The sequence below is a fragment of the Frankia sp. CcI49 genome, assembly GCF_001983215.1.
Taxonomy (GTDB): Bacteria; Actinomycetota; Actinomycetes; order Frankiales; family Frankiaceae; genus Parafrankia; species Parafrankia irregularis.
On record NZ_MOWP01000044.1, the window covers coordinates 13,461 to 40,078 of the forward strand.

Sequence of the window (26,618 nt, forward strand, 5' to 3'; positions counted from 1 at the left end):
AGGAATGTTCCTTCTTGCCGGCCCCACGCCGCGCTCACTAGGAAAAGGGCATGAGTCTTGCGGACGGGCTGCGTGCCCTGCTGGACAGCCGAGTGTTCGTGACCGTGTCGACGCTGAATGCCGACGGCGGTCCACACTCCTCGGTGGTCTGTGTTCATCGCGACGGCGACGACGTGTTGTTCTCCACCACGGCCGGGCGGGTCAAGGCCCGAAACCTGGCCCGCGACCCGCGGGTGAGTATCTGCGTGGTCGATCCCGCGAACCCGCTCCGCTATTTCGAGATCCGGGGCACCGCGGAGCTGAGTGAGGACACCGACCGCGGGTTCCAACGGATCATCAACGACAAGTACCTGGTGGGGGACCCGCCGTCGGACCCGGAGGGCACGGTGCGGCTGGTTGTGCGGGTGGTGCCGCGCAAGGTCATCGGCTTCGCGGTCTGACGTCGGCGTGATCAACGCGGGTCGTGGTCGCCCGGCGATCCATGATCGGCGCGACGATCGGCCGCTCGAAAGTCTGTTTCATACTCGTGAGCCCAGCCGCGGTGGACACCTTCCTCCGGGCCTACGCGCCGTCGTCCTGACGGCCTCCCGAGGTGTGACCGGGCGGCATCGCCGCCGTGGCGGCCGCGCCGCCGGCGGCGAACGTCGCCAGGAACTCCCGTAGCTTCTCCTGCCCCTCGTCGGTGGCCGACGCGTCGTCGGTGACGAGCCGGGCGAGTGTCGGGACCGCGTGCGGCCAGGCGCTGAGGCCGATCAGGGTGAGCAGCAGCCAGCGTGCGTTCTCCTCATCCGAGCCCTCGGTGTGGGGCTTGAGCGCCCGGGTGCTGAGCGCGTAGCAGTCACGGCGGCCCTGCTCGTCGGGCAGTGGGCTCTCGGCGGTGCACTCCAGCGCCTCCCAGAGCAGCATGCGCAGCAGCGCGGGATTGCGTCGCTGGAACTCGTAGGACTTGTGGATGTAGCTGGCGACGTCCTCGTCGACCTCGACGATCGTGGCGGTGCGCATCTCCTCCAGCATCTCGGCCAGGACCCGGCGGTGGAGTTGCTGCTTGTCGCCGAAGCTCGCGTAGATCCGCTCCTTGTTGCAGCCGGCGCGCGCGGCGATCCGGTCGACCCGTGCTCCTGCCAGCCCGAACGCCGCGAACTCGGTGCGGGCGGACTGCAGGATCGATCTGCGGGTGGCGTCACCGTCGCGTGGCATGGGCTCAAGGGTAGGCCTCGCAGCGTCGCACGCCATTACAACCAACCAGTTGGTGTGCTACCTTCCCCTTGGTCACGTGACCCGCTTCCGTCGGGTGCCGGCCCGTGCGCACAGCGTTCGTGCTGGCGTGTGCGGCCAGCCCCGCCGTTGCTCGGATCAACCAGGGAGATCACATGAAGGTCCTGCTTTTCGGCGCCAGTGGCCAGATCGGCAGCGCGATCGCCGGCGAGCTCCTCGCCCGCGGGCACCAGGTCACGGGTGTCACCCGCGGCGGTCACATCGACGGAATCACCCACCCCGACCTCGTCGCGCGCGCCGGCGACGTCCGGGACGCGGGCACCGTCGCCGCGCTGGCGCCGGGCCACGACGCCGTGGCCTCCGCGGTCGGCCCCCGGCACGGCCGGGACGACGACCGCGACATCCTGATCGGTGCCACGGGCGGCCTGATCGACGGGCTGCGCAAGACGGACGTCCGGCGGCTGGTCGTCCTCGGCGGGGCCGGCAGCCTGCGCGTCGCGCCGGGCACGATCCTGCTGGACACACCGCACTTTCCCGAGATGTGGCGGGCGAACGCGACCGCGCAGAAGGACGCGCTCGCCCTCTACCGGGCGGCGGAGGACCTGGACTGGACCTTCGTCTCGCCGCCCGCCGAGATCCAGCCCGGTGAGCGCACGGGGACCTTCCGGGTCGGCGGTGACGACCTCCTGAAGGACGAGGAGGGCCGCAGCCGCATCAGCATCGCGGACTACGCCGCGGCATTCGTGGACGAGATCGAGCAGCCGACCGCGCTGCGCAGACGGATCAGCGTCGCCTACTGAGCGACCCGCACGGGCGCCTCACCAGGTGTCCGTCCTGTCGAAGGGAACATCACGATGGCTGGCACAGCCACAGCGGCGGCAGCAGGTGGGCGGGCCACGCGAACACGTGTCCTCGCGATTCTGGGTGCGCTCGTCGCCCTCGGCCCGCTCTCCACCGACGCCTACGTCCCCGCACTGCCCGATCTTGCTCCGGACCTCGGCACCAGTGCCTCCAGCGCGCAGCTGAGCATCACCACCTGCCTGGTCGGTCTCGCGGTCGGGCAGATCCTCGCCGGGCCGCTCAGCGACGCCTACGGTCGTCGGCGGCCGTTGCTCCTCGGGCTCACGCTCTACACGGTGGCGGGTCTGCTCTGCGCGGTGGCACCCTCCATCTGGCTGCTGGTCGCCCTGCGCGGCATCCAGGGTGTCGGCGGAGCGTTCGGCATCGTCATCGCCTACGCGGCGGTTCGCGACCAGTTCTCCGGCGTGGCGGCCGCGCGGTACTTCGCCATGCTGCTGCTGGTCACCGGGCTTGCTCCGGTGCTGTCCCCGCTGGCTGGCGGGCAGTTGCTGCGGGTCACCTCCTGGGAGGGCATCTTCGTCGCGCTCGCGGCGCTGAGCGGTCTGCTGCTGCTCGCCGCCGGCGTCGGCCTGCCGGAGACGCTGGCGCCGCAGAACCGGCACAGCGGCGGCCTGCGCCAGATGGGGCCGGTCTTCCGCCGGCTGCTGGCCGACCGGGTGTTCGTCGGCTACTGCCTCGCCAACAGCCTCGCGTTCGCCGCCATGTTCGCCTACATCTCCGGCTCGCCGTTCGTGCTGCAGGACATCCATGGTCTGAACCCGCAGGAGTACAGCCTGGTGTTCGCCGTCAACGCACTCGGGCTGGTGATCGCCGCGCAGGTCAGTGGCCGGGTCGTGCACCGCGTCGGTGGCCGATTCCTGCTCCGGCTGGGGCTGCTGGGGTCGATGGTGGGCGGGCTCGGTGTGGGCGCGGCGGTGCTCGCCGAGGCGGGTGTCGCCGCCCTGCTGGTCGCGCTGTTCGTCGTCGTCGCCAGCGTCGGCCTGGTGATGCCGAACGCGGCGGCGCTGGCGTTGGAGGACCATGGCGCTGTGGCCGGTACGGCGTCCGCGGTGTTGGGCTGCGCCCAGTTCCTGGTCGGCGGCTGCATCGCGCCGCTGGTCGGTGTCGCCGGCAACGACAGCGCGGTGCCCATGGCGATCGTGATCGCCGCGCTGGGCACGACCGCGCTGGCCGTCTTCCTCGGCCTGACCGGGTCGCGCGATCGTGCCGTCGGGCCGCCGACCACCGAGCCGGCCCTGCCGTCGGCGCCGACCGGAACCGCCAGGCGCTGAGGGCCGCTCATCGGAACACCGCGGCACCGCAGCACACGCGAGAGCAGCAGCACACGCGAGAGCAGCAGAGTGCCCACGAGGACACAGGAGGACGACATCCGATGACGACGCCCGCGGCCGGCCCCATCCCCTCCACACCTTCCGCTCCTGCCATCCCCTCCACCCCCGCGACTCCGTCCGCACGCTCCGCGTCCGCCGCGCCCTCGGCGCCTGGTGCCGTCTCCGTGCCGGCCACCAGATCCGAGGTGTCGACGGTGGGCTCGATCGCCGAGGGCAGGACGGTGATCGACGTCCTCGATGTGGAGCTGCGCGCGCTCATCGCCCGGCGGCTCGAGATCTCGCGGCGGATCCAGGAGATCCGCCTGTCGAGCGGCCGGCCGCGGGTGGAGTACTCCCGGGAGAGCGAGATCATCAGGTCCTGGCACGAGGCGTTCGGCCAGCCTGGCAGCCAGCTCGCCTTCGCGCTGCTCACGCTCTGCCGGGGCCCGGGCGACGCGGCCTCGGCCGGGTCCGGCTGACACGTCCGGTCAGCCGGACGAAACCGCGCCAGCCACCGGCCACCGGCCAGAACAGACAACATGGCGCTTCTCGTGCTGGACGAGAAGCGCCAGGTCAGTTGGCGGGGCGAAACGGCGGCGAGGACGTCCCGCCCGGGTTCTCCTCAGGCGACGATGCGCCAACCATGGGTGGTCAGGACGTCCTCGAGCCGGTCGCGTGCCCCCGGGACCACGGAAACCTCCAGCAGCCCACAGGCACGGCCGGGCGAGTGCTCCAGGAGCAGCTCCTCGACGTTGATCCCCGCCTTGCCGATGTCGGTCAGCATGTCGCCGAGGGCGCCCGGCGAGTCCGGCACGAGAACCGCGATGGACGCGTACACGGCCTTGGCGCCACCGTGCTTCCCGGGCAGTCGCCCCCGGCCGGTGTTGCCGTCGGACACCAGCCGAGCCACCGCGACCCGGGCGCCCTGGCTGGGCCCGCCCCGTTCCTTCTGACGCCCGCCGTTCCCGGTGTTCGCGCTGCCGTCCGGGTCGTCGCGAACCGCGGTGTCGTCGCGATCCGCGCCCGGCGGCTGCGCCTGCGCAGGCACCGGCGCGCCCTCGGTGGCCAGGGAACGCAGCGCCGCGATCACGTTGTCGAGGTCTCGGCGCAGCGGTTCGAGCACCTCGACGAGCGGTGCGGCGTTCGCGGAGAAGATCTGCGACCACAGCGCGGGATCGCTGCCGGCGAGGCGGGTCACGTCGGCCAGGCCCTGGCCGGCGACCGACAGCGCCTGCTCGGGTGCGTGGCTCAGCCGGGCCGCCACCAGGCTCGCCATGACCTGCGGCATGTGCGAGACCAGCGCGACCGCGTCGTCGTGCTCCTGCGCGGCCATGAGCAGGGAATGTGCTCCCAGGATGTATGCCAGCCACCGCACGGTCTCGACCCGGCCCGGGTCGCTTTCGGGGAACGGGCAGATGATCCAGGGCCGGCCGATGAAGAGGTCGCCCCTGGCCCCGATCGACCCGGAGCGCTCCCGGCCCGCCATCGGATGGCCCCCGACGTAGCGGGTCAGGTCGACGGATCGGGCGCGTAGCTCGGCCATCACCCGGGATTTGACGCTGGCGACGTCGGTCACTGTGGCCGTCGGATGTCTTCGCAGCTCGGCACTGATGACCTCGGAGGTCACATCCGGCGGGGTGGCGACGATGACGAGGCCGACGGCGCCCGCTGCCGGGGTGGCGGCGGGCTCACCGGCGCCGAGGTCGGCGGCGAGTGCCAGCGCGGTCGGCGAGGCGTCGTCCAGCAGCACCCGGATTCCGGCCGTGCGCAGGCCGAGGCCGATACTGGTCCCGAGCAGCCCGGTCCCGACCACGCGGACGGTTCCCAGCCCCGCGGTGATGGGGGTCGATGCCTGCCCTCGGGCCAGCGGCTTCTCGGCATTGGTCAGCGTCATGGCAGCTCCTTGCATCCGCGACGTGCTCCGTCGCGCGTTCCTGATGGGTCCGTGGCGCGAGTCCGCCGCGGCCCCGGATGGGTGGCCGCGGCGGACGGTTGGTTGTCGGTTGGCCGGCCGCCGTGGGACTGAACGGCACGCAGGCCTGGATGGCACAGCAGGTCCGGATGGCGCAGCGGGTCTGGACGGCGCAGCAGATCCGGATGGCGCAGCAGGTCCGGAACCCTCGGCGGGGCCGGAAATCCTCAGCCGGACCTCGGCGGCGCGGCGGGCCCGGCGGCATGGGCGGCCACGAGGACAAGGGGGCCGCGGCCGTGTCGGGGAGCGGGCTCGCCGCGGAAGCCGCCGAGGCGGTCCACCACGGTCAGGCCGGCGGCGCCGATCAGACCCTCCAGCTCGGGCAGCGTGAGCACCGACTGGTCGAAGAAGTTCTCGTGCAGGGACACCCGGCCGTCCCGGTCCTGCACGAGCAGCGTTTCCTCGTGCCGCCAGACGGCTCGATGTGGTGAGACGGACTGCCGGGCCAGTTGGGTGATGAGGATGTCGTCGCGGTGGTGATGCTGGATCATCGCCGGCTGGAAGGTGTCGACGAAGTTGAGCAGGTGCGCCACGTCGAGGACGAGGCGCCCGCCCGGGCGCAGCCAGCGTGCCGCCGCGGTGAGAAGGTGGCCCAGATTCTCACGCGGCAGGAGGTTCAGCGTGGCGAAGACGCAGTAGACGAGATCGAAGCTTTCCTCGGTGTCGAAGCGGGCCAGGTCTTCACAGATATAGCTGATGCCGGGACCACCGGCGTTTTTGGCGTGATGGATGAAGGTCGTGCTGCGATCGACGCCGACCCCGGTATGGCCGAGAGCGGCCAAGGCCCGTAGGTTGGTACCGGTGCCGCAGCCCAGATCCAAGATACGGCCGCGCGCGGGAAGCAGCCCACCGAGAAATGTGGTCTCAGCGTCCAGATCCCGAAAGCTTCGCCGCATGACTTCGTAATAGCGGCCGGGGAACTCGAAGGTTGACACTCCCTGTCACCTTTCCGCGTGGTCCTGGGTGATGGATGGCAGTGATGAAGGGGCAGGGCCGGACGGCAGTGGGATGGCGGCGGTGGGCGGCCGGGCCGGGCCGCCACCCGTTCCTGGCCGCTATTCGTCGAGCAGGTCGGGCTGTTCGGCGGTGATCTCGTCCCAGAGCAGCTGGAAACTGAACCAGCCGAGCTGGGTGTCACCGAAGCCGGCGCGCGCGGCTGTGGCCTGCTCGTGGTCCATCGGTCGGGTCCGGCCGGCGGCGCGGGCCAGCAGCTGGACCCGCGCGCAGGCGTCATAGGTGAGGAACCAGTGGACGGCCTCGTCCACCGAGCCCCCGACGGTGATCAGTCCGTGGTGGCGAAGCAGGATCGCCCGGCGCGGCCCGAGCTCGTCCGCGATCCGCTGGCCCTGCTCGACCGCGACGGACGGGCCGTCGTAGCCGTCGAAGTACACCTGGTCCTGATAGAAGGCCGCGGCCTCCTGGTTGATCGGTTCGAGCAGCTCACCGATGGCCCCGAGCGCGCGGGTGTGGGTGGTGTGGGCGTGCGCGGCCGCGACCGCGTCCGGCCGCAGCCGGTGGATGCGGGAGTGGATGGCGAACGCGCTCGGGTTGACCGGGTGGTCGCCGCGCACGACCCGGCCGGTCAGGTCGACGCAGATCAGGTCGCGCACCCGGACCTGGCTGAACGAGACCCCGAACGGATTGACCCAGAACAGGTCGTGATCACCCGGATCGCGTACCGAGATGTGGCCGGAGACTCCCTCTCCGAAGCCGTACCGACCGAACAGCCGCAGCGCGGCCGCCAGCCGCTGCCGGTGGTGTCGGCGGGCGTCGTCGACGGAGGCGAAGCTCGGTTCGGAGGGCATCGGCAGCCCGGTGGCGGTGTCGGCGAGGTAGCCGGGGCGGGAGGCAACAGCGGCAGCGGGGTCGGCGGCGGTGCCGGCGTCGGGGCCGCGGTCGATCTCGGCGGTGGTCATGTGGATCCTCCGTGGATGTGTGGTCTGTCCTGGGCGGCCGCGGTCAGCGCAGGGCGAGGACACGCGGCGAGGTACGGTCGGCGAGCTCGGCGTGGGTGATCATGGCCTGGGTGATGTCGGCGCCGCGGTCGACCAGCGACGGGATGCCGAAGGTGAAGAACAGCGACCCGGCCGCGAGGTCGCCCAGCGCGTGCAGGCGGGTGCTGGGCCGGCCCTCGACGGTGAGCCGGCTGGTCGCGCGTTCGACGGCCAGCCCGCCGTGCGGGTGGGCCGCGGCGGCACCGGCCGCGACGAGCGAGGCGACCAGCGCGCGTGCCTGCACCGGGATGCGGTGGGCCGGCGGGCTGACCGCGTTGACCAGCGTGTCGCAGGAAAGGTCCTCGTGGGCGGTGGCAAGGGTGAAACCGCCACCGGCACGCTGCCGCACGCCGTGCAGCCCGGACCGGATCCGCAGCTGCCCGGCGTCCGCGAGGGCGAGCAGGGTGACGGCGGTGCTCGGCGGCATCGGGCAGCACAGGCTCATCAGCGCCCGGTAGTGATGAGTGAGAATGTGCGTCCGGTCGGCAGGTGACAGCAGCGGCCAGACGTCCGGGCCGGTCTCGGGTACCGCGCGCTGCAGGACGCGCAGGCCGAGGTCGGGGTCGTCGACCTCGGTGAGCTGGCGCCGCAGCCGGTCCACCGGACCCTGGCGGCCGAGGCCGAAGATCTCCTCGGCCAGCCTCGGCTCGTCGTGCCCGCCGTCGGCGAGCTCGCGCCGCATGAGATCGACGAGACGGGCCAGCGGGACGGGATCGCCACGCCGTGCCCAGGCCCGCAGCCGCTCCGGGGTGAAGTGCCGTAGCTCGACGTCCACCGGCCGCTGCCGGACCGCGGGCAGGACCCCGTGCCGGGACACCAGGCTGATCGGCCCCTGATGGCCCTGCGCGGTCAGCCCGAGGACGGTGTCCACCGCGGTGAGGCCGCTGCCCAGGACGGCGACGTGCGCCTCCGGGTGGATGGCGGGGAGGCTGCGCGCGAGCGGGTACGGGTCGGCCACGAATCCCGGGCGGCCCCGCAGGGCGTAGGAGTCGTGCGGGCGCCCGACCCCGACGCACAGCACGGTGTAGTCCGCCGCGTGATGGCGGCCTTTCGCCGTCCGCAGCACCACCCGCTCGTCGGCCAGCACCGCGGCCGTGACGACGGTCCGCTCCAGGGCCACCTGCCAGCCGCGTTCCCGTAGCAGTGCGATGGCGGCCGCGGCGCTGTCGGCGAGGTAGTCCCCGTAGACGGCCCGGGCCACGAACGGTGTGCCGGTCCGTGGGTCGGGCGCCACCAGGTGGCCGGACTGCCGCAGCCAGCGCGCGAAGTGATCCGGGTCGCCGTGCCGGATCGACATCTCCCGCGGGACCGCGTTGACACGGGCGGCGGGCACGTCGGCGGCGTACGGGCGGCCGCGCCACGGCCGGGCCACCGGGTCGAACACGGTGACGCGGCCCACGGGGCTGTCCGCCTGGGACAGCGCGTCGAGCAGGCACACGGCGGCGGCGCCGGCACCCACGATCCCGATGTCCATGGTGCGCAGCAGCCGGGCACGGCGCCTGGTGGCGACCGTCCCGCCGGCGCTGCGCGACATGACGGTATCCATCACGCCTCCCGTCCGCGTGGCTGGTCCGAGCTGCGTGGCTGGTTCGAGCTGCGTGGCTGGTCTGATCCGGGTGGTCGGTCCGACGCCGTCAGGCGGGCGGCCACCAGACGGTCACGCAGCTCCGCGCGCCGCGGCTTGCCGATGCCGGTCTTCGGGATGGCCTCGCGCTCGACCGGGAGCACGTCCGCCTCGAGCCCGCCGAAGCGGCGGTGGATCAGCTCGCGGATCGCCCTGGTCGCGGTGTCGGCCTGGACGCCGTCGCGCAGCCGAACCGCCACGGTGAGCCGGTCACGCCCGGAGGTGTGCGGAGCCGGCACGGAGCAGGCCACGACGTAGGACGGCTCGGCGAGACCGAGCTCCTCGACGGCGGACTCGATCTCATGCCCGTGATACGTGACGTCGCCGACCTCCACGAGGTCGTCGAGCCGTCCGGTCACGGTCAGCAGGCCGTCGACGATGTAGGCGAGGTCGCCGGTCCGGAACCAGCCGTCGTCGGTGAACGACTGCCGGTTCTGCGCCGGGTTGTTGAAGTACCCGGCGGTGATCGGTTCGCCGTCGACCTGCAGGCGCCCGATCCGTCCCTGCTCGACGATCTGCTGGCCCTCGTCGACGACGCGCAGCCGCACCCCGGGATGCGGCCTGCCGACGCTGACGAACCGCTCGTCGGCGAGCGGGTCGAAGATCCGGTCGACGACTCCGGAGGAGGTCTCGGACATGCCCCAGCCGGGGTACATGGCGCTCGAGGGCAGGCCGTGCCGCGCCAGCAGGGACAGGAACCGGGCCGCGGTGCGCGGCTTCACCGGCTCCCCGCCGTTCATGATGTAGCGCAGCGAGCTCAGATCCCACCGGCGGTCACGCAGCTGTGCGGCGTGGTCGACCACCAGGCCGAAGGCGAAGTTGGGAGCCCAGGTGACGGTGCTGCGGTGGGTGTGCATGCCGTCCAGCCACCGGGTGGGATCGGCGAGGATCCACCGCATCGGCGCGTGCACCTGGGTACAGCGAAGGTAGACGTCCCGCACATGGAACATCACCAGGCCGCCGACGTGGTCCAGGGGCATCCAGTTGAACGACCGCTCGCCGGGGGTCAGGCCGTTCACGGCGGCGGTCGCCGCGCACCTGCTGAGGATGTTGCGGTGGGTGAGCATGACCGCCTTGGGTCGGCCGGTGCTGCCCGAGGTCAGCAGCAGCACGGCGAGGTCCTCGACGTCGCCGAGCCAGCGGCCCGCCGGCGGTCTGCCCGTGCGCCCGCCGGTCCGGCCCGTGACGACCCAGGGATCGTCGAGCAGGTCGCAGACGGCGAGCAGGACCTGCTCGGTCTCGGGCCGGTCCCGCTCGCCGCCCACCGAACGGACCGGGACCGGCACGTAGCCGCCCAGGACACAGGCCCAGAACGCGGCGAGGAGGTCCGGCTCGTTGCTGATCTGCAGGACCACGGTGGCGCCTGGCACGAGCCCGGCACCCGAGCCCTCGCCGCGGGCCGCCTGCTCGGCCGCCTGCCGCAGGCCGCCGAGCAGGCGGCCGGCCTGCTCGAGCAGCGCAGGGTAGTCCTGGCGCAGTCGGGTGCCGTCGGCGCGCAGGTACTCGATCCGGCCTGGCCCGGGGGTGCGTGCGGCCCTGGCGAGCGCCGCGCCGATGTTCCACAGGGTCGGTTCCACGGCCCGCCCGCCGTCGAGGACGGCCGGAAGAACAGTGACTGGAGGAGAGGGGGAAACAGTGTCGACGCCGGGTTGCATACTCATCGGGCGGTCTGCGACTTTCCTTGGTTTAGGGGCGGATGGGTGGCCGGTCGGTAACCGGCCACCCATCCGCGACCACGTCTGGAGCTGGGTGGACCTCTCGGTCGGCAACGGCGGAAGCACTCCAGCCAGACCGTGAGGTCATCGCGGTTCGCGCGATATCTCACGCGGTGTATGTGGGGTTCTCGGCCGGGCTGCGGCCAGGCCGCCGGCCGGCTTATCGGAAGGCGGCCGCCGGTGTGCCCTTCTCCTGGCGAGTCGCCTTCCCGAGGCTGTGGTAGGTGCCGTGGACGAAGATGAGCGGTTCGGTGTTCGCGGTCGCGTCAACCGCGACTACCTCCCCGATGACCAGAACGTGATCGCCGACATCGAGGTGGCTGGTGTACACGCATTCGAGCCAGCTGGCGGAACCGACAACCGCCGCCCCGGTCCGCGGCCCCGTACCGGTGACCAGCGTCGTGACGTCGCCCTCCCTGGCGGCGCGCCCGCGGGCGAACTGCCGTGCCAGCTCCTCCTGCCCTTCGCCGAGAATCGACACCGCCCACACGTGGGAGGCCAGCAGATCGGCGAGGAACCGGGAGTCTCTGGCGAAGGACAGCGAGACCAGCGGCGGGTCCAGGGAAAGCGACTGCAGCGAGTTCGCCGTCATGGCGTCGTGACGGCGGCCGTCCGGGCCGTTGCGACAGGTGGTGATGACGCAGACACCGGTCGCGAACGAGCGCATCACCTGGCGCAGGTCGTTTCCGTTCATCAGTGCTCGCCGGACCAGCGGCCGCGCCGCCATCCGTCCAGGTCGTAGTCGTCCATGCACTGCTGGACGAAGGCGCCGTACTCGTCGAGCAGGCCCTTCCCCCGTGACCAGTCGAGGGTGTCCAGGCGCACCTGGTCCGGACCGCCGGCGTAGTTGCGCTCGTACAGCTCGTGCCGGCCGCCGAACTCGGAGCCGATCGCGTCCCAGGCGAGCTTGAAGAGCTTGACCCGCTCCTCGGCTGTGCCGGCGGACCCGCGGTAGTAGCGGTCGATGAGCGGCCGCAGCTCCTCGTTGCGCATGTCGTCGGCGCTGGCCGGCGTCATCAGCAGCGCCGCGGCCAGGTGCTCCTCGAAGAAGGCGTGGGTGCGGTCCCAGCTCAGCGGTGCCAGCGCGCGGTAACCGGCCGAGTAGTCCATCCGGGGCAGGACCGTCCCGCCCGGGCCGGGCTCGGGATCCGTCGCCATGGCGGTGGTGACGGCCCAGGTGAGATGGCGCCAGGCGAGCAGTTCGCCGAGCCCGGCCCGCACTCCCCGGAACTCGTGCGTTCCGTTCAGGCGGGTGCCCCGGTCCAGCAGGCCGGCCATGAACTCCAGCTTGACGGCCATCCTGATGGCGCCCTGGAAGAAGCCGCGGCTGAGCAGTCCCGACCGGGGGAAATACTGGTGGATCTTCTCCGTGTCCCGGTAGATGAGGATGTTCTCCCAGGGGATGAACGCACGGTCGAAGACGAGCACCGAGTCGTTCTCGTCGAAGCGTGCCGACAGCGGGTTGTCGTAGGGGCTGTTCGCCTTCCGCTCGTAGGACGGGCGGCAGATGACCTTCATCCCCGGGGTGTTCAGCGGCGCGATGAAGGCGAGGGCCATGTCGTCGGCCTTGCCCGCCTCCAGGTTCGCCAGATGGATCTGGCCGACGAACGAGGCGTGGGTCAGGGCCGCGGCGGTGCCCATCAGCTTCGCGCCGCTGACCACGATGCCGCCGTCGCGTTCCTCGACGACCCGCAGGTAGACGTCGCGGATGTCGTGCGCCGGCCGGTTGCGGTCGACGGGCGGGTTCACGATGACATGGCTGATGGACAGGCCCCGGCGGGCGTATCGCTCGTACCAGCCGCGCGCGCTGGAGCTGAAGGGCTCATAGAAGTCCTGGGTGACGGCCAGGCCGGCCATGAACGACGCCTTGTAGTCCGGCGTGCGGTTCATGAATCCGTAGCTGAGCCGGGCCCAGTGCTCGATGGCGTCGCGCGCGGCCAGCAGTTCCTCGGCCGAGTGGCTCGGGGTGAAGAACCGGTGGACCCGCGCGCCGGTGTACCGGTCGACCGTCGTCATCAGGTCCTGGCTGCTCGGGTCATGCAGGGCGTCGTACAGATGCGCGGTGGACCGGGCGGCCTCCCGGAAAGCGGGATGCGCGGTGACGTCGGCGACCTTCTCGCCGTAGAGGTAGACCTCCCGGCCGTCGCGCAGGCTTTCCAGGTAGGCATCCCCGGTGAGCAGGTCGTTCGGCGGGTTGGTGGGCAGTGCGGTTCCGGCATGGCCGGCGGTGGCGGCGTTACCGGCGGTACCGGCGGTTTCGGTCGGCGTGACGGCGGGCCCGTCGATTTTTACCTCGGTGGTCATCGAGGTTGACCTCTTTCCTGTTCCTCGGCGAATCCACAGCAGATCTCACGCGGCCAACCGGGCGGTTGGTGTGATCAATGTAGTGGCGTGCCGAGGCCTCGTCCGCCGATAATGCGCACCGGATTTTGTCGATTCACGAACTGGGCCGATGGTAGCGGTAAACGAATGTTGATCTGTTATGTGAGTCACTTCTTGCGATGGTTGTCCGAACTACCGTTCCGGCTCCGATCACCGGCCACCGTCTGGTTCTTCCTGGTGGCCTCGGCCGCTTGCTCGGGCGCTGTTCATCGGAATCGTGCCATGTCCGCCGCGCGACACCGCGGCCTGGGGCTCGCGGGGTTGACTCGCCCGACGCCGCGCCACAAGAATTCTGCTGAGCTTACGTACCCGGCGACAGGTGCCCAGGACCTGCCGTAGCGCCTGGCGTGCGTTTTCGGGGCGGCCGTTTCGATCGATGGCCGTTCGTGTCCCATGGCAGCATTGCCGCCATCTCCGGGCCGCCGGGCTCGCGCGCGGTCAACCGGAAAGCAGCTTCTGGCCGGCTTTCTTCGGACGGGCTTCTCCGTTCCTCTCCAGGTGCAGAACATTTGGGTTTCGACCGAGATCGGCGAACGTGATGAATCTTCGGGAATCACAGTGGACCTGCTGAGAACCTGGGAGGGGTGGGGCGACGACGCGTTTGAGAACTGGCGTCATCACGTCCGTGCCGTCTGCGGGCCGGTGGCCGTGACGAACCGGACGTCGGGCCGGTACGTGGGCCGGATAGCGAGTGGCAGTTTCGGTGCGTTGGGTGCCGTGACGATGTCCGCCGACCCGCTTGAGATCACCTACGCGCCCCCGCCGGCGACGACCCGGGACCGTGGCTTCTACTTCTGTCAGGTGGGTTCCGGGCTCGTCGAGGTGCATCAGTATGGGCGGGTCGCCGTCGTGGGTGCCGGCGACCTGGTGGCGTTCGACGGGGCGAACCCGTACAGCCTGATCATGCCGGAGCGGTTCAGCCTGACCGCGATCGTGGTCAGCCGGGACCGGCTCGGTCTGCACCCGGCGACCGCGGCCCTGCTTGCCGCGCGGCACTGGGGCAGCGCGCCGGGCATGGCCGCGACGCCGGGCACGGTCGCGACGCTGTCGCGGCTGCTCACCATCCTCGGCTATCACATGGCCGGGGTGGTGGTCGCCGGTGCGCAGCCGCTCGTCGACGGTCTGGCCGCCCTCATCGAGCGGTTCGTCCTGGAGCTGACGGTCGGGCAGGTCGAGCGGAGCGTGCGCCACGACCTGCTGGAGCGCATACAGCTTTACGCCCGTGAGCATCTGGCCGAGGAGTCGCTCTCACCCGCCGCACTCGCCCAGCGGCACCGGATCTCGGTGCGGTACCTCCAGAAGCTCTTCGCGGACGAGGGCGTCGGCCCGTCCACCTGGATCCGGCGCGAGCGGCTGGCCCGTGCCCGCGCGGATCTGGAGGACCCCCGGCTGGCCGCGGTCTCCGTCGCCCGGATCGGCGAACGGCACGGTCTGCGGGGAAGCTCGCATTTCAGCCGCGCCTTCCGGGATCACTACGGAATCACCCCCAGGCAGTGCCGCCACAACGCCGCGACATGTTCCCAACCAACTTGTTAGTATGCAACCGGTCGCCCAGTGCCGCGACCGCACGGCCTTCCAGGCGTTGTCCCGACCACGACCCTCGGACGCACCCGCGCGGGGGCCAGACCGGCGAGAAATGGGATCGAATGACGACAAAGATTGCGATCAACGGCTTCGGGCGGATCGGCCGGAGCTTCTTTCGGGCGGTCCTGGACCGGCAGGCCGACCTCGAGGTCGTCGCGGTCAACGACCTGACCGACCCCGAGACCCTGGCCCACCTCCTGCGCTACGACACTGTGCTGGGTCGGTTCCGGGGGGAGATCGAGGCCCTCGGCGACAGCCTCGTCGTCGACGGCAGGAAGATCCTGGTCCTGGCCGAACGCGACCCACGCGCACTGCCCTGGGGCGATCTCGGAGTCGAAATCGTCGTCGAGTCGACCGGTGCGTTCACCAAGGCGAGCGCTGCCCGCGGCCACCTCGAGGCGGGTGCACGGAAGGTGATCATTTCGGCCCCGGCCACCGGTGAGGACATCACCCTCGTCTACGGCGTCAACCACCACCAGTACGACCCGGACCGGCACGACATCATCTCCAACGCCTCCTGCACCACGAACTGCCTGGCGCCGATGGCAAAGGTGATAAACGAGGCGGTGGGCATCGACCACGGGGCCATGACCACCGTGCACGCCTTCACCCAGGACCAGAACCTGCAGGACGGCCCGCACCGTGACCTGCGCCGGGCCCGCGCGGCCACCCAGAACATCGTGCCGACCAGCAGCGGCGCGGCGACCGCGATCGGCCGGGTGCTCCCCGAGCTGGACGGGCGCCTCACCGGGTTCGCGCTGCGGGTGCCGGTCGTCACCGGCTCGGCGACCGATCTCACGGTCACGGTCAGCCGCCCGACGTCGGTCGAGGAGGTCAACAGCGCCCTGCGCGCCGCGGCCAAGGGCCCGCTCGCCGGAATCCTCGAGTACACCGAGGCGCCGATCGTCTCGAGTGACATCGTCACCAATCCGGCGTCCTGCATCATCGACGGCGGGCTCACCACACTGGTCGGCGGCACGCTCAAGGTCGTCGGCTGGTACGACAACGAGTGGGGCTTCTCCAACCGGCTGGTCGACACCGTCTCGCTCGTCGGCACCGCCGCAGGCACCGCTGTCGGCGCTGCTGCCGACGCCACCGCCCGCGCTACCGCCGGCTCGGCGGTCAGCGCCGCCAGCTGAGGACGTCCAGTGGAAGCTTCACGACCTGGCCAGGCCCATCGCGGCGAGCAGATGGTCCAGCGCCGCGCCGGCGAGGGCCATGAGGCCTGGGGCTCGCCCATGTTCGACGGCACGATCTCCTGGGCCTTCGCGGACTTCCTCCACCGGCAGCCGATGGTCTTCATCGGCGCCGGTGACCCCGACGGCGCGGTCTGGTCGACCATGATCGCCGGCGGGGTGGGCTTCGCCGAGGCCACCAGCGCCCAGTCGGTGGTGCTGCATGCCCTCCCGCCACCGGGTGACCCGCTGCGCGGTGCGTTCGAGAGCGAGACCAGCATCGGCATGCTCTCCATCGACTTCGCGCGGCGGCGCCGGATCCGGCTGAACGGTCGGGCGCGCCGAGCCGGAGACACCCTCGAGGTGCGGACCGACCAGGTGCTGGGCAACTGCCCCAAGTACATCAACCGGCGGGTCGTCGTCGACGTCGTCTCCGGGGAGGTGCGACCGCGTCCGGAGAACGCCCGCCGGACGGCCCTCGCCGTCGACGAGTGCCGCTGGATCCAGGAAGCCGACACCTTCTTCATCGCCAGCCGGACGGATGACCTCGGGGCCGACGCGTCACACCGGGGCGGCCCGCCCGGATTCGTCACGGTGGAGAGCCCGACCAGGCTGAGCTGGCCCGACTACCTCGGTAACTCCTTCTACATGACGCTCGGCAACGTCGTGCTGGACGACCGCGCCGGGCTGCTGTTCGTCCGCTGGGAGACCGGCGACACCCTGCACCTGACCGGCCACTGCGGCATCGACTGGGACCCCGAGCACGCGGCGGACCGGCCCGGTGCGTTGCGCGTGGTCTACTTCGAGATCGACCAGGTGACCCGCGTCGACGCTGCGACCCCGCTGCGGTGGCAGGCGCTCGACCACTGACGGCCGGCTGCCGACCAGCGCTGTCGCCGACCAGCGCTGTCGCCGACCGGCCCGGTCAGTTGAGGGCGGCCTCGAAGGCGAGGAACGTGGCCAGCGCCGCCGTGACGACCGCTTCCGCCCGTGTCTCGTCCGTGCCCACCCACTGGCGCAGGACCATGCGCAGGTCACGCCAGCGGCGGCCGACCTGGTCCCCGTACGGGGTGAAGTAGGAGTAGGCGCCGGCCAGGTCGGCCCGGGCGCCCAGGTAGCGCGCGATCAGCTGGCCGCCGAGGGTCGCGCCCTCGGTGACGTAAAGGGCGCCGAACCCGGCGGCCACGTCGTCCATGGCGGGGACCGCCGTCGCCGGGAGTGCCGTCAGCATGTCTGGTGCCACGCCGAGGGCGTGCAGGTCCTGGATCAGGCTGCCGAGCTTGTGGCGCCCCGGCCAGTCCAGCAGTGGATCTTCAAATTCGTGGAACAACGTGTCAAGGCGCGGTTCGAGCACCAGGTGGAGGCGGTAGAAGGCGATCATCACCTCGCGGTAACGTGCCTGCGGGATTTCTGGATCGTCCAGCCCGACGCAGGCCTCGACCCGTGCGTGCGCCATCGCCGTGGCACGGCGCAGGCGCAGCATGATGTCGCCGTCACCGAGTGAGCCGGTGGGATCGCTCGCGATCACGGAGTCGGAGTTCGCCGCCGAAGCGTCCACGTGCACCGCCTGAGTGTCCACCTGGTCAGCGTAGCGAGGCGGGCGGCCCGCGCAGCCGGATTCGGACTCTTGCCCACGCTGGTGCGGCGGCTGCCGTCATCCCGGGGCCCGGTTCGCCCCTGCGGCTCCCACCCGATTGCTGCCCGGTATGTCACGATCCCGGTGTGGGGTTGACCGGCCTTCGAGACGAGAGCGTCCGCCCGTTCGCGGAAGGGCGGCTCTGGGGGCCACACGGCTCCTACGAGGCCGTGTCCGCCGTAGCCGACTTCGCCGTCGACCCGCGCGCGGCGGCCAACCACGGGATCGTCGACCTCGAACGGGCGGCCGGCCCCGACGGCCTGGTGCGCTTCGACGCGGACCTGCGCCTGCTCCGCCCGCGCGGGCGGGGTGGCAACGGCCGGCTGCTGTTCGTCGTCGCCAACCGCGGCCTGCTCGGCGGGGTGCCCTTCTCCGCGGGAACGCCGCTGATGCAGATCGCCGCCCTGGGCGGGCTCGACCCGGGCGACGGCTTCCTGCTCGCCGAGGGCTGGACGATCGCCTGGTGCGGCTGGCAGTGGGACATCACCCGCGGCGACGCCGGGACCATGGGCACCACAGGTGTTGCCGGTATCGCCGGCATCGGCCTGCGCGCACCGACCGCGGCCGGCGTCGAGCCGGGACGGATCCGGGTGGAGTTCCGGCCCGACACGGACCAGGGCACGCACGCCCTGTCCGACTCGTCGCTGTTCTTCACCTTCACCGAATACCCGACCGCCGACATCGACGATCCGCAGGCGCTCCTCACCGAGCAGCTGGCTCCGGACGCGCCGCCGCGCCTCATCGAACGTGAACGCTGGCGGTTCGTCGACGAGCGGACGGTGGCGCTCGACGGCGGATTCCAGGCCTTCCACTGGTACACGCTGACCTACCGGACGTCGCTGTGCCCGGTCGTCGGCACCGGGCTGCTCGCGGTGCGCGACGCCGTGTCGTGGCTGCGCCGCGACGGCTCGTTCACCCACGCGTTCGGGTACGGCGTCTCGCAGTCGGGCCGGTTCCTGCGCCAGTTCCTGCACGAGGGCCGCAACGTCGACGAGGGCGGCGCGGCGGTCTTCGACGGCGTCCTCGCCCACATCGCCGGTGCCCGGCGGGGCGAGTTCAACCACCGGTACGCCCAGCCGTCGCTGACCCATCCGCTCGGTTTCCCGAACCTGCCGCCGTACGACACCACCGGCCTGCTCGAACCGCAGCGCGCACTCGGCGCCGTCCCGAAACTGTTCCTGACCAACAGCTCGTGGGAGTACTGGCGGGGCGACGGCGCGCTGGTGCACGTCGACTCCGACACCGGCGACGACCTGCCCGACGACCCCGACGCGCGGGTCTACCTGCTGGCCGGCACCGACCACTTCGGCGCGATGCCGACCGCGCTGAAGGAGCTGATGCCGGCGGCGAATCCGGTCCACGACCACGACGTCGGACCGGTCCTGCGCGCGTTGTTCGTCGCGCTCGTGCAGTGGGCCTGCGACGGCGTCGAGCCCCCACCGAGCGAGGTGCCCCGCCACACCGACGGAACGGCCACCACCCGCGCAGAGGTTCTCGAACGTTTCGCCGCTGCCGGCGCGGCGGTGCCCGACCTGGACGCCCTCAACATCACCCGGGATGTCGACCTGGGCCCGCAGGCTGCGGCCGGCGTCGGGCGTTGGCCGTTGCGGCTCGGCGCCGCGAGACCCGCGATCGTCCCGGCGATCGACGCCGGCGGCAACGAGATCGCCGGGGTGGCGTTGCCGGCCGTCGCGGTACCGGTGGCCGCCTACACCGGGTGGAATCCTCGCCGGCCGGTTCCCGGCCTCCCGAACCCGCTGTACGAGTTCCTCGGCAGCAGGCTGCCCCTGCTCACCGGCCCGCCCGCCTTCGCGGGCCGCGACGACTACGAGTCAGCCGTGCGGGCCGCGGCGGAGCGGCTCGTCGCGGCCCGGTTCCTGCTGGCAGAGGACGTGGAGGCCACCGTGGGCGAGGCACTCGCCGCCTACGACCGGGCTGCTGATTCCTGATCGATCGGAGTCCTCTGGGAGCGGTGCGGATCTGCCGGCCCACGATCGCCGGCGAGGCGCGCTGCGGCGTGCACACGGGGGTGCAGGCTTCCACGGGCCGAGTGACGGGTATCGGGAACCGCGGTGCCATCCCGCTGGCATGCCCTGCCTCCGCACAATGCAACGGTGCGGTCAGGACTGCCGGCCGGTCAGCGGGGTCGGCGACGTCTCGCCAGCCGTGGGCCCCAGAAGCCGAACGACAGCAGCACCAGGCCGGCGACGACGAGGAGGGCCAGGCCGGCGCTGCTGTAGGCGAGACCGCTGAGCGCGTCGCCGACCCGCTCCAGCGCGCCCCGGCCCTTGCCCCGCACCGCGCCGCCGAGCCAGATCTCGTCGCCCTGGCCCGGCGCCGCCTGCGTCACCGACGCCTGCGCGGCCTCGGGCAGGCCGGGGGCGACCCGGTCCGACTCCGCCGCGTCGACAGCGCGCATCGGCACGTGGGAGAAGTCGACGCCGCCGTAGAAATACCTGTACGTCGTGACGACGCCGCCGCTCTCGACCTGCCGGGTGAGGTCGAACTCGCCCTCGCGGTAGGAGCGGACGTAGGCGTCGAAGGTGTCCCTCGGCTTCCAACCGGACTCAGTCGTCCACCGGTCGACGTCGCCGCTGTCGATCACGTCCGCGTAGGTGGCGTGATGACGCAGGGTGCGTGCCCGGTACCACTCGGCGGCGATCCGGGCCAGGTAGACGGGGCGCAGGTCGGCGTACTCGGGCGCGGTATTGATCTGTTCCTTCAGCTTCGGCAGGACGAGGGTCCGGTAGAGCTCCTCCTCGGCCGCGGTGACGGCCGGATCCTGCCCGGGGCAGGACCCGGCCGTCCCGGTACCACCGGGCAGCGTGTGCGTGGCCTCGGTCTGGACGTCGAGCGGGGCGTCGAGGATGTAGAGGCTGTCGCCGTCCTCGCGGACGCTCGCCGGCGCGGGGACGATCCAGTTCCGTTCGGTCAGGCAGCCACCCTGGGAGCGGGCCCAGTACTCCTGGCCGAGCGCCGTGTCCGGGTGGATCAGTTCGGCGCTCGTCTGCTTCATCCGTAGGTCCGCCTCGAGCAGGATCCGACCGACGTCGGTGCGGCCGAGTTCGGCGTCGACGATACGGTCCGGTTCGTTCGGGCTGAGGTTCACCCAGAACGTCGATGGGTCGAGCGCGAGCCAGACAAAGAACGCATCCGAGGTCTCCTGGGCGACCGTGAGCCCGGTGCTTGCCCGGGGGTCGCCCGCCAGCGGGTCCCGGCGGGCGTTGAACGCGTACTCGAGGCCGCTGCCGGAGTCGCTGAGATAGCGCAGTTCGAGAGTGGTGAAGTCGACGCCACCCGGGTCGAGGTCCGCGCCGGCCAGCGCGTCCGCCAGCCCGGTCGACTTCGTGCCCTGCCCGCCGCATCCGGCCGCGAGGACGGCGCGCACGACGAGCGGGCCGAGCCCTTGGGGCTTGCCCGGGCAGTCGCCGGAAAGGGTCGTGTGGAAGATCTCCTGGGCGGCCACGCCGCCGGCGCGCACGTCACGCTCGTAGTTGTCCCGGGCGGTGTCCAGGTGCACCTGCAGGTTCCCCCTCGCCTGCGCCGCGCGGGCCTCGTCGATGGCGTCGTACTCGGCGTTGATCGCCGCCTTCTKCGCCTTCTTGGTCTCCTCGCTGCCCGACGCGTGGTCGACTTTGGCGAGCTTGGCCTGCCGCTGGGCCGTCTCCTCGATCGTCAGACCGTAGGGCTCCAGGTATGACGTCGGCACGCTCGACGGGTAGATCGGCGCGCACCGCGGGCACTGCTGGCGTTCCGACCCCCCGTGGAGCACGGCCACGGCCTTTTTGGTCACGCCCGCCATGCGCACGCGGATCTGCTGGAGAGCCTCCTCCGAATGGGTGCTCGATCGCTCGTCGACGTTCGTCCGGCTGAGCGCGCTGGCGACATACACCCGGGAGTAGCCGGCCTTCGCGAGCTCGCGGTAAAGCGCGTCGCCGATGTACTTCCGGGCCGTGGCGAGATCCATCGTGTCGACCCGCAGCGCCGCCCCGATGCTGTTGTCAATCTTTGTGCCGACGGTCTGCCCGAAGATGCCCTTCAGAAAGCCTTCGTCGACCGTACGCGGATCCCAGATCTCGACGGCGACGTTCTTGATGGCGCTGAGCGCCTGGAACGACGTCTGGGCCCTGTTGGCCGCCAGACGCAGGAACAACGCCTGGCGGAAGATCGGCTCGTCGTAGTAAGTATCCAACCGGGTGCCGACGGCCGCGCCCGGGGGCTTGGTCGCCGAACTCGGCGGCGCCAGTCCGACCAGCAGGACGGCGAGAGTCGCCAGCAGGGCCGCCGCCGCGCGCCACCGCGCGCCGTCAGGCCGGCGTGCCCTGATCATCGACAGCCTCGGCCCGGTCAGGCTCGGTTCGCGCCTGAACAAGGTAGGCGGCCAGGGTGGCGTCCGCGTCGGGCCCGGCGCCGGCCCGGGCCCGACGGTAGACGAGCACGCTGGCCGAGGCGAGGGCGGCCAGCGCCAGCAGGTCGACGACAACGCTGGCGGTCACCGACGACGCAGTCGAACACGTTCGTCGGTTCGCCAGGTCGTCGAAGTCCAGCGTCGGCCGGTAGCCGTAGCTGACATCGCAGGCCGCCGCCGGCCGGGGGGGCGCCGCGACTAGCAGGAACGACGCCACCAGGACGGCCGCGGCCAGTCGGAACGCGGTTCTCATGACGCTCCAGGATCGAGTGCGTCGGCCAGTGCCTGCCGTAGGCGCGGCACCTTCGTCTCGTTCAGGCGTTCTGCCTCGCGCTGGCCCGGCTCCACGCCGGGAGGCCGCCATCGGCTGCCAACAAGCTCGAGCTGGGCCGCCTGCAGGCGGCCCAGCGCCACCGCAGCCGGCCGGCCCCGGGTTCGCCACGTGGTGACCAACGTCCATAGCCGCCGGCCGGGGTCGAGCAGAATCTTCGCCTCGATGTCGCCGACGATCCCGCTCGCACGCGCATCCTCCATGGCCCTGGCCCCGGCGGCGGCCCGGGTCCGCCGGGCTATCACCAGCAACACCGCGGCGAGGGCTATGAACGGTGTCTGCGTGACCAGCCACAGCCCCGGGGAGACGATCAGTGTGTCGAAGACCGTGCCGTTCGCCAGGTCCCGGTGCGCCAGCTTCGAGAACAGGGCCGCCAGGTTCTCCGTGCCCACGTAGCCACCGACCGCCGCCAGCAGCCCGGTGCCGGCCACCTGGAGTTGCTGGCGCCGGTCGCGCAGCTGGAAGGCGACCCCGAGGGCCGCCCCGGCGAGCGCGCCGAACGTGACCGGCCCGCCGAGCAGGCCGATCGACTGGTGGATCCAGTACTGGAATCCCGGGGTCGAGCCGTTGATGAAACCCAGCGACCCGAACAGCTTGATGAACAGGACGCTGTCGCTGAACGCGATCCCCAGGCCGACGGCCGCACCGAGGACGAGGCCTGTCGTCAGGTCAACGATCCGGCCGCGCAGCAGAATCAGCAGCACCAGCACGCCGGCGGCGGCGGTGAGTTGGTAGAGCACGCCGAAGTGCAGTGTGACGAAGTCGAGCGTGCGCATCTGGGACCGGAGCAACCCCTGGAGGTCGTCCTCGGTGCCCTTCGCCTGGTGCGCGTACACAAGCCCGAACAGCAGGCCGGTGCAGGCCCGGACGAATCCCGCCGCGACCAGCGCGCCCCAGCCGAAGGCGGCGAGCAGCACCCGCGCCGGCAGCCGGGCGAAACGCTGGCAGTTGTTGTGCAGCAGCCAGAGCACGAGGGCAGTGCTGGGAATGCAGGCCAGTGTCACCAGCGGATAGGTGAAGTAGACCGTCAGCGGGATCAGCGCGAACGGCCCGACCAGCGCCGCCACGGTCAGCCACAGCAGCTCCGTCGCGTCCCGGCCCGTCCTCGGCCGGAACAGGGCGACCGCCTGGAGCACCACCCCGACGACGATCCCGACGAGCACCAGCCAGAAGACGGCTCGGGGCATCGAGAGCAGCCGCCCGAATGAGCTGGAGTCGTCCGGCAGCTTTTCGAGGATCGTCAGCGACGCCTCGTTCGGCCCGAGCCGCGGCCTCGTCAGGTTCAGCAGTACCTCGAGAAGGTACAGACCAGTCGCCGCCCTGCAGACCAGCAGCGCCCGCGCGCCCGCGCGGGCGTAGACGTCGTCCGCCTCGCCCACCGCCGGTGCCACCGCCCCGGCGTCGCCCGCGGTCATCCGGCACCTCCCGGCAGCGCCGGCTGCGTTGGCAGCGTTGGCAGCGTCGGCAGTTCAAAGTCCGTCGGGAAGTCCGTCGGGAATTCAGGGAAGCCCGTGGGGAACAGGCCGGTGAATCCCGGCAGGGTTGGCACAGCCGGAGCCGTCGGAATGGTCAGTTCGGGGGTCTGGGGAGAGGTCGCGCCCGTCAGGATGACGACGAGCGCCACGACGAACAGCAACGCCCCAGCCACCCCGCCGCCGAACAGAAGCCGAAGCTGCACGGGTAACGAAGGGTCAGCGACGTCAACGGCCTCGTTTTGGTCTATCACCCTCACCACTCGGAGAAAGGGGGGAAGCCCCCGCCACGTCGGAGGACGTATCGAGGCCGGGCACGCACGCACCCTAAACCCTCACCGGCAGTACTGTGACACACTCCGGCCGAATGTGGGACATTTTTCCAGGAGCGGCTCACCGAATTCCCCACCCAGTTCCGGTCCTGTGGGGTGTCAGAACTCGTCCACCGGTGTTGAGCTGGGGTTTTAGGTGGCTCGTTCGTATTCGTTGGTCAGGCCGCCGAGGGCGGGCTTGCGTTGCTCCGTTCCTTGGCCAGATCCGCGACGGGATGGTCGGGCCGTGGTGGTTGAAGGCCGCGGCTGCGGTGGGGGCGTCCGCTAGCTGCGCAGCCTCTACCCGCCCGACGTCCGGATCGCGATCATCTGCGACATCTACGCGCCGCACCTGACGACCCGCGTCGACAGCCGGGTCGGGGACTGGGCCGCGGCGAACAACGTCGAGATCGCCTACACCCCGACGAACAGTTTCCAAGAACTTGACGCGGGACAACAGCGCTGGCGTCGATCATTGCGTTCGGCATGCCCGCGCGGAGGGCGTCCGCGGCGTCCGCGGAGTCCGCGGAGTCCGCGGCGTCCGCGGAGTCCGCGGTGTCGAGGCGGCCGGGGGGCCGGCGTGCGGTGGGCGCGTTATGCGCTGACGTCGACGAGCAGTTTGATGTCGGCGCCGGCGTCCAGCAGTTCGAATGCTCCGGCGACGTCGGGCAGGGGCACCTGACGCACCCAGCCGTCGACGGGGAAGGCGCCGGCGGCCATCAGGTCGACGACCGGTGGGAAGTCGCCGCGGTAGCCGAGGGAGGCCCGTACGTCGAGCTCGCTGAGCATCGTCAGCAGCGGGTGGAGACTTACCGGCTTCAGGTAGGTGGCCACGGTCACGAGGGTTCCGCCGGGGCGAAGTGCTGACAGGCCGGCCTGGAACGCTGGCTCGACGCCGGCCGCGTCCACCACACAGTCGACGCCCTCGCCCTTGGTCAGTTCCTTGGCCAGCTCCGCCGGATCGGTCTCGGCCGGGTCGACGACGCTGGCGGTGCCCGCGCCGACGGCGGCCAGCACGGTGGTGACCGCGGCGCGGCGGACTTTCGACGGCTCCGACACGATCAGCCGCTCGACACCCCGGGCGACCAGGTCGAGCGCGGCGGCGATACCCACCGGCCCGGCACCGAGCACCAGGGCGCTGCCGCCGGCGATGTCGCCGCACCGGCTGACCGCGTGGTGCGCCACCGCGAGCGGCTCGATGAGCGCACCCTGGACGGCGTCCAGGCCCTCGGGCAGCATGTGCACCATGCCGGGCCGCACGACGGTCAGCTCGGCGAGCGCGCCGGCCCGGTCGGACAGCCCGTGCCAGACCATGTTGCGGCACAGGTTGTACGAGCCGGCGCGGCACGGGCCGCAGTGGCCGCACGTCCACATCGGCTCGACGGACACCAGCGCCCCGGGGCGCAGCTGCCCGGCGGCGGCCCGGGGGTCGTCGACGTCCGGGCCGACCTCGACGACCTCGGCGGAGAACTCGTGGCCGAGTGTCAGCGGGCCGGCGGACATCCCGGTGCCGCCGTGCCACATGTGCAGGTCGGAGCCGCACAGCCCGGTGAACAGGGGCCGCAGCAGCACCTCACCGGGGCCGGCGGACGGGGCTGGGACGTCGTCGACCCGCAGGTCGCGGGGGCCGTGCAGGCGGGCAGCTCGCATCGCGGGTGGCACGTCCTTCCAGGGGTTGGTCCGGCTTTCCGGTGCTGGTCGGGCTCTGCGGTGTTGGGCAGGCTTTGCGGTGTTGGTCAGGCTCCCGAGCCGAGCAGCCGGGTGGCGGTGCCGATCACGTCCGGGTAGCGCCTGGTCCGGGCGCCGCCGTCCACGCCGTAGAGGCTCGCGGAGACGAAGCCCGCCTCGTCGGAGGCGAGGAACAGCACGACGCTCGCCACCTCGTCGGGTTCGGCGAACCGGCCGAGCGGGGTGTTGTCGATGTACTCGTCGACGAGCCCGGGCAGGCTCCACATCGGGCCGGTGGCCGAGGTACGCACCAGGCCCGGGGCGACGGAGTTGACGCGTACCCCGGCCGGGCCGAGCTCCATCGCCGCCACCTCGGTCAGCGCCACGACCCCGGCCTTGGCCGCGCAGTACGCCCCCATGCCGCGGCCGGGCTGCACGGCGTTGAGGCTGGCGATCGTCACGATCGAGCCGCCGCCGGAGCCGCTGTCGCCGCTGCCGCCGGCTCCGGCCGCGCGCATCGCCGCCCCGGCGTGCTTCACGGTGAGGAAGACCCCGTGCAGGCACAGGTCGACGACCCGGCGCCATTCCGCGAAGTCGTGGTCGACGATCTCCGCGTTGGTTCCGCCGCCGGCGTTGGCGACGGCGATGTCGAGCCCGCCGAAGCGGCTGGTGGCCAGCTCCACCAGCGCTGCGACGTCGGCCTCGACGGTGACGTCGCAGCGGGCGCCGGCGAAGGACTCGCCCAGCTCGGCGGCCAGCGCCGCCAGCCCCTCCTCGTTGACGTCTCCGCCGACCACCCGCGCACCCTCGGCGACGAACCGCCGGGTCACCGCGCGCCCGATCCCGCTCGCCGCTCCTGTGACGATGGCAACTTTTCCCGCAATCCGGTTCACCACGTCGGACAGCCTGACGGTACGCAGACGCCGAATCAAGAGTCGCATTATGCGAACGCTTCCGGTC

At 71.4% G+C, this 26,618-nt stretch carries 23 protein-coding genes; 8 read left to right on the forward strand and 15 right to left on the reverse strand.

All coding sequences use genetic code 11. The features are described 5' to 3' along the window. Positions 1–50: 50 nt before the first annotated feature. A complete protein-coding gene (locus CcI49_RS35925) occupies positions 51–440 on the forward strand; it encodes a PPOX class F420-dependent oxidoreductase (protein ID WP_054569970.1) in 390 nt (129 codons plus the stop codon). 121 nt (positions 441–561) lie between these two features. Here the strand turns inward: CcI49_RS35925 and CcI49_RS35930 are convergent, their stop codons facing one another. Continuing rightward, entirely contained in the window at positions 562–1,197 is a 636-nt protein-coding gene (locus tag CcI49_RS35930; protein WP_054569969.1) for a TetR/AcrR family transcriptional regulator, read from the reverse strand. Between the two features lie 173 nt (positions 1,198–1,370). Between CcI49_RS35930 and CcI49_RS35935 the strand changes: the two genes are divergently transcribed. The 3 genes from CcI49_RS35935 (at position 1,371) to CcI49_RS35945 (ending at position 3,865) form a co-directional block, all read left to right on the forward strand. Further along, entirely contained in the window at positions 1,371–2,015 is a 645-nt protein-coding gene (locus CcI49_RS35935) for an NAD(P)H-binding protein (RefSeq protein ID WP_054569968.1), read from the forward strand. A gap of 54 nt (positions 2,016–2,069) precedes the next feature. Beyond that, the gene (locus CcI49_RS35940; protein WP_063793266.1) at positions 2,070–3,347 is read left to right on the forward strand and encodes a multidrug effflux MFS transporter; all 1,278 of its coding nucleotides are present in this window, start codon (positions 2,070–2,072) and stop codon (positions 3,345–3,347) included. Positions 3,348–3,448: 101 nt separating this feature from the next. Beyond that, on the forward strand, positions 3,449–3,865 hold the full coding sequence (locus CcI49_RS35945; protein ID WP_076834010.1) for a chorismate mutase: 417 nt from the start codon (positions 3,449–3,451) through the stop codon (positions 3,863–3,865). Between the two features lie 143 nt (positions 3,866–4,008). Here the strand turns inward: CcI49_RS35945 and CcI49_RS35950 are convergent, their stop codons facing one another. The 7 genes from CcI49_RS35950 to CcI49_RS35980 form a co-directional block, all read right to left on the reverse strand. Beyond that, entirely contained in the window at positions 4,009–5,280 is a 1,272-nt protein-coding gene (locus CcI49_RS35950) for a prephenate dehydrogenase (RefSeq protein WP_083473756.1), read from the reverse strand. 245 nt (positions 5,281–5,525) lie between these two features. Continuing rightward, positions 5,526–6,293 (reverse strand): class I SAM-dependent methyltransferase, encoded by a 768-nt coding sequence (locus tag CcI49_RS35955; protein ID WP_054569966.1) that lies wholly within the window; start codon positions 6,291–6,293, stop codon positions 5,526–5,528. Positions 6,294–6,413: 120 nt separating this feature from the next. Continuing rightward, positions 6,414–7,274 (reverse strand): class II aldolase/adducin family protein, encoded by an 861-nt coding sequence (locus CcI49_RS35960; protein WP_083473755.1) that lies wholly within the window; start codon positions 7,272–7,274, stop codon positions 6,414–6,416. 43 nt (positions 7,275–7,317) lie between these two features. Then, entirely contained in the window at positions 7,318–8,886 is a 1,569-nt protein-coding gene (locus tag CcI49_RS35965) for an FAD/NAD(P)-binding protein (RefSeq protein WP_158230869.1), read from the reverse strand. A gap of 11 nt (positions 8,887–8,897) precedes the next feature. Beyond that, positions 8,898–10,637: an AMP-binding protein gene (locus CcI49_RS35970; RefSeq protein WP_131831274.1), complete on the reverse strand. Its 1,740-nt coding sequence runs from the start codon at positions 10,635–10,637 to the stop codon at positions 8,898–8,900. Positions 10,638–10,851: 214 nt separating this feature from the next. After that, positions 10,852–11,385: a flavin reductase family protein gene (locus CcI49_RS35975; protein ID WP_054570025.1), complete on the reverse strand. Its 534-nt coding sequence runs from the start codon at positions 11,383–11,385 to the stop codon at positions 10,852–10,854. Continuing rightward, positions 11,385–12,896: a 4-hydroxyphenylacetate 3-hydroxylase family protein gene (locus CcI49_RS35980; RefSeq protein WP_054570024.1), complete on the reverse strand. Its 1,512-nt coding sequence runs from the start codon at positions 12,894–12,896 to the stop codon at positions 11,385–11,387. Before CcI49_RS35980 ends, CcI49_RS35975 begins: the two co-directional genes overlap by 1 nt. 735 nt (positions 12,897–13,631) lie before the next feature. Here CcI49_RS35980 and CcI49_RS35985 point away from each other — a divergent pair. The 3 genes from CcI49_RS35985 to CcI49_RS35995 all read left to right on the forward strand — a co-directional run bounded on the left by CcI49_RS35985 (position 13,632) and on the right by CcI49_RS35995 (position 16,702). Next, positions 13,632–14,609 carry a helix-turn-helix domain-containing protein gene (locus CcI49_RS35985; RefSeq protein ID WP_076834014.1) on the forward strand — a complete coding sequence of 326 codons (978 nt, stop codon included), beginning with the start codon at positions 13,632–13,634 and terminating at the stop codon, positions 14,607–14,609. Between the two features lie 110 nt (positions 14,610–14,719). After that, positions 14,720–15,796: a type I glyceraldehyde-3-phosphate dehydrogenase gene (gap, locus tag CcI49_RS35990; RefSeq protein WP_083749925.1), complete on the forward strand. Its 1,077-nt coding sequence runs from the start codon at positions 14,720–14,722 to the stop codon at positions 15,794–15,796. A gap of 9 nt (positions 15,797–15,805) precedes the next feature. After that, complete coding sequence (locus CcI49_RS35995; RefSeq protein WP_131831275.1) at positions 15,806–16,702, forward strand: pyridoxamine 5'-phosphate oxidase family protein; 897 nt, start codon at positions 15,806–15,808, stop codon at positions 16,700–16,702. Positions 16,703–16,757: 55 nt separating this feature from the next. Here the strand turns inward: CcI49_RS35995 and CcI49_RS36000 are convergent, their stop codons facing one another. After that, complete coding sequence (locus tag CcI49_RS36000; protein WP_054570023.1) at positions 16,758–17,390, reverse strand: biliverdin-producing heme oxygenase; 633 nt, start codon at positions 17,388–17,390, stop codon at positions 16,758–16,760. 164 nt (positions 17,391–17,554) lie between these two features. Here CcI49_RS36000 and CcI49_RS36005 point away from each other — a divergent pair, with 164 nt between their 5' ends. After that, positions 17,555–19,417 carry an alpha/beta hydrolase domain-containing protein gene (locus CcI49_RS36005; protein WP_076834017.1) on the forward strand — a complete coding sequence of 621 codons (1,863 nt, stop codon included), beginning with the start codon at positions 17,555–17,557 and terminating at the stop codon, positions 19,415–19,417. Between the two features lie 188 nt (positions 19,418–19,605). Here CcI49_RS36005 and CcI49_RS36010 read toward each other — a convergent pair whose 3' ends face one another. The 6 genes from CcI49_RS36010 to CcI49_RS36045 form a co-directional block, all read right to left on the reverse strand. After that, positions 19,606–21,798, reverse strand: coding sequence for a hypothetical protein (locus CcI49_RS36010; RefSeq protein ID WP_076834019.1), 2,193 nt, complete (start codon positions 21,796–21,798; stop codon positions 19,606–19,608). Beyond that, complete coding sequence (locus CcI49_RS36015; RefSeq protein ID WP_054569959.1) at positions 21,776–22,129, reverse strand: hypothetical protein; 354 nt, start codon at positions 22,127–22,129, stop codon at positions 21,776–21,778. Before CcI49_RS36015 ends, CcI49_RS36010 begins: the two co-directional genes overlap by 23 nt. Then, the gene (locus CcI49_RS36020) at positions 22,126–23,622 is read right to left on the reverse strand and encodes a PrsW family glutamic-type intramembrane protease (RefSeq protein ID WP_054569958.1); all 1,497 of its coding nucleotides are present in this window, start codon (positions 23,620–23,622) and stop codon (positions 22,126–22,128) included. Before CcI49_RS36020 ends, CcI49_RS36015 begins: the two co-directional genes overlap by 4 nt. Beyond that, positions 23,619–23,843 carry a hypothetical protein gene (locus CcI49_RS36025; protein ID WP_131831276.1) on the reverse strand — a complete coding sequence of 75 codons (225 nt, stop codon included), beginning with the start codon at positions 23,841–23,843 and terminating at the stop codon, positions 23,619–23,621. The genes CcI49_RS36020 and CcI49_RS36025 overlap by 4 nt, the downstream gene beginning before the upstream one ends. Before the next feature lie 741 nt (positions 23,844–24,584). Next, on the reverse strand, positions 24,585–25,640 hold the full coding sequence (locus CcI49_RS36040) for an alcohol dehydrogenase catalytic domain-containing protein (RefSeq protein ID WP_076834021.1): 1,056 nt from the start codon (positions 25,638–25,640) through the stop codon (positions 24,585–24,587). Positions 25,641–25,726: 86 nt separating this feature from the next. Continuing rightward, entirely contained in the window at positions 25,727–26,599 is an 873-nt protein-coding gene (locus CcI49_RS36045; RefSeq protein WP_235498319.1) for an SDR family NAD(P)-dependent oxidoreductase, read from the reverse strand. Positions 26,600–26,618: the final 19 nt, after the last annotated feature.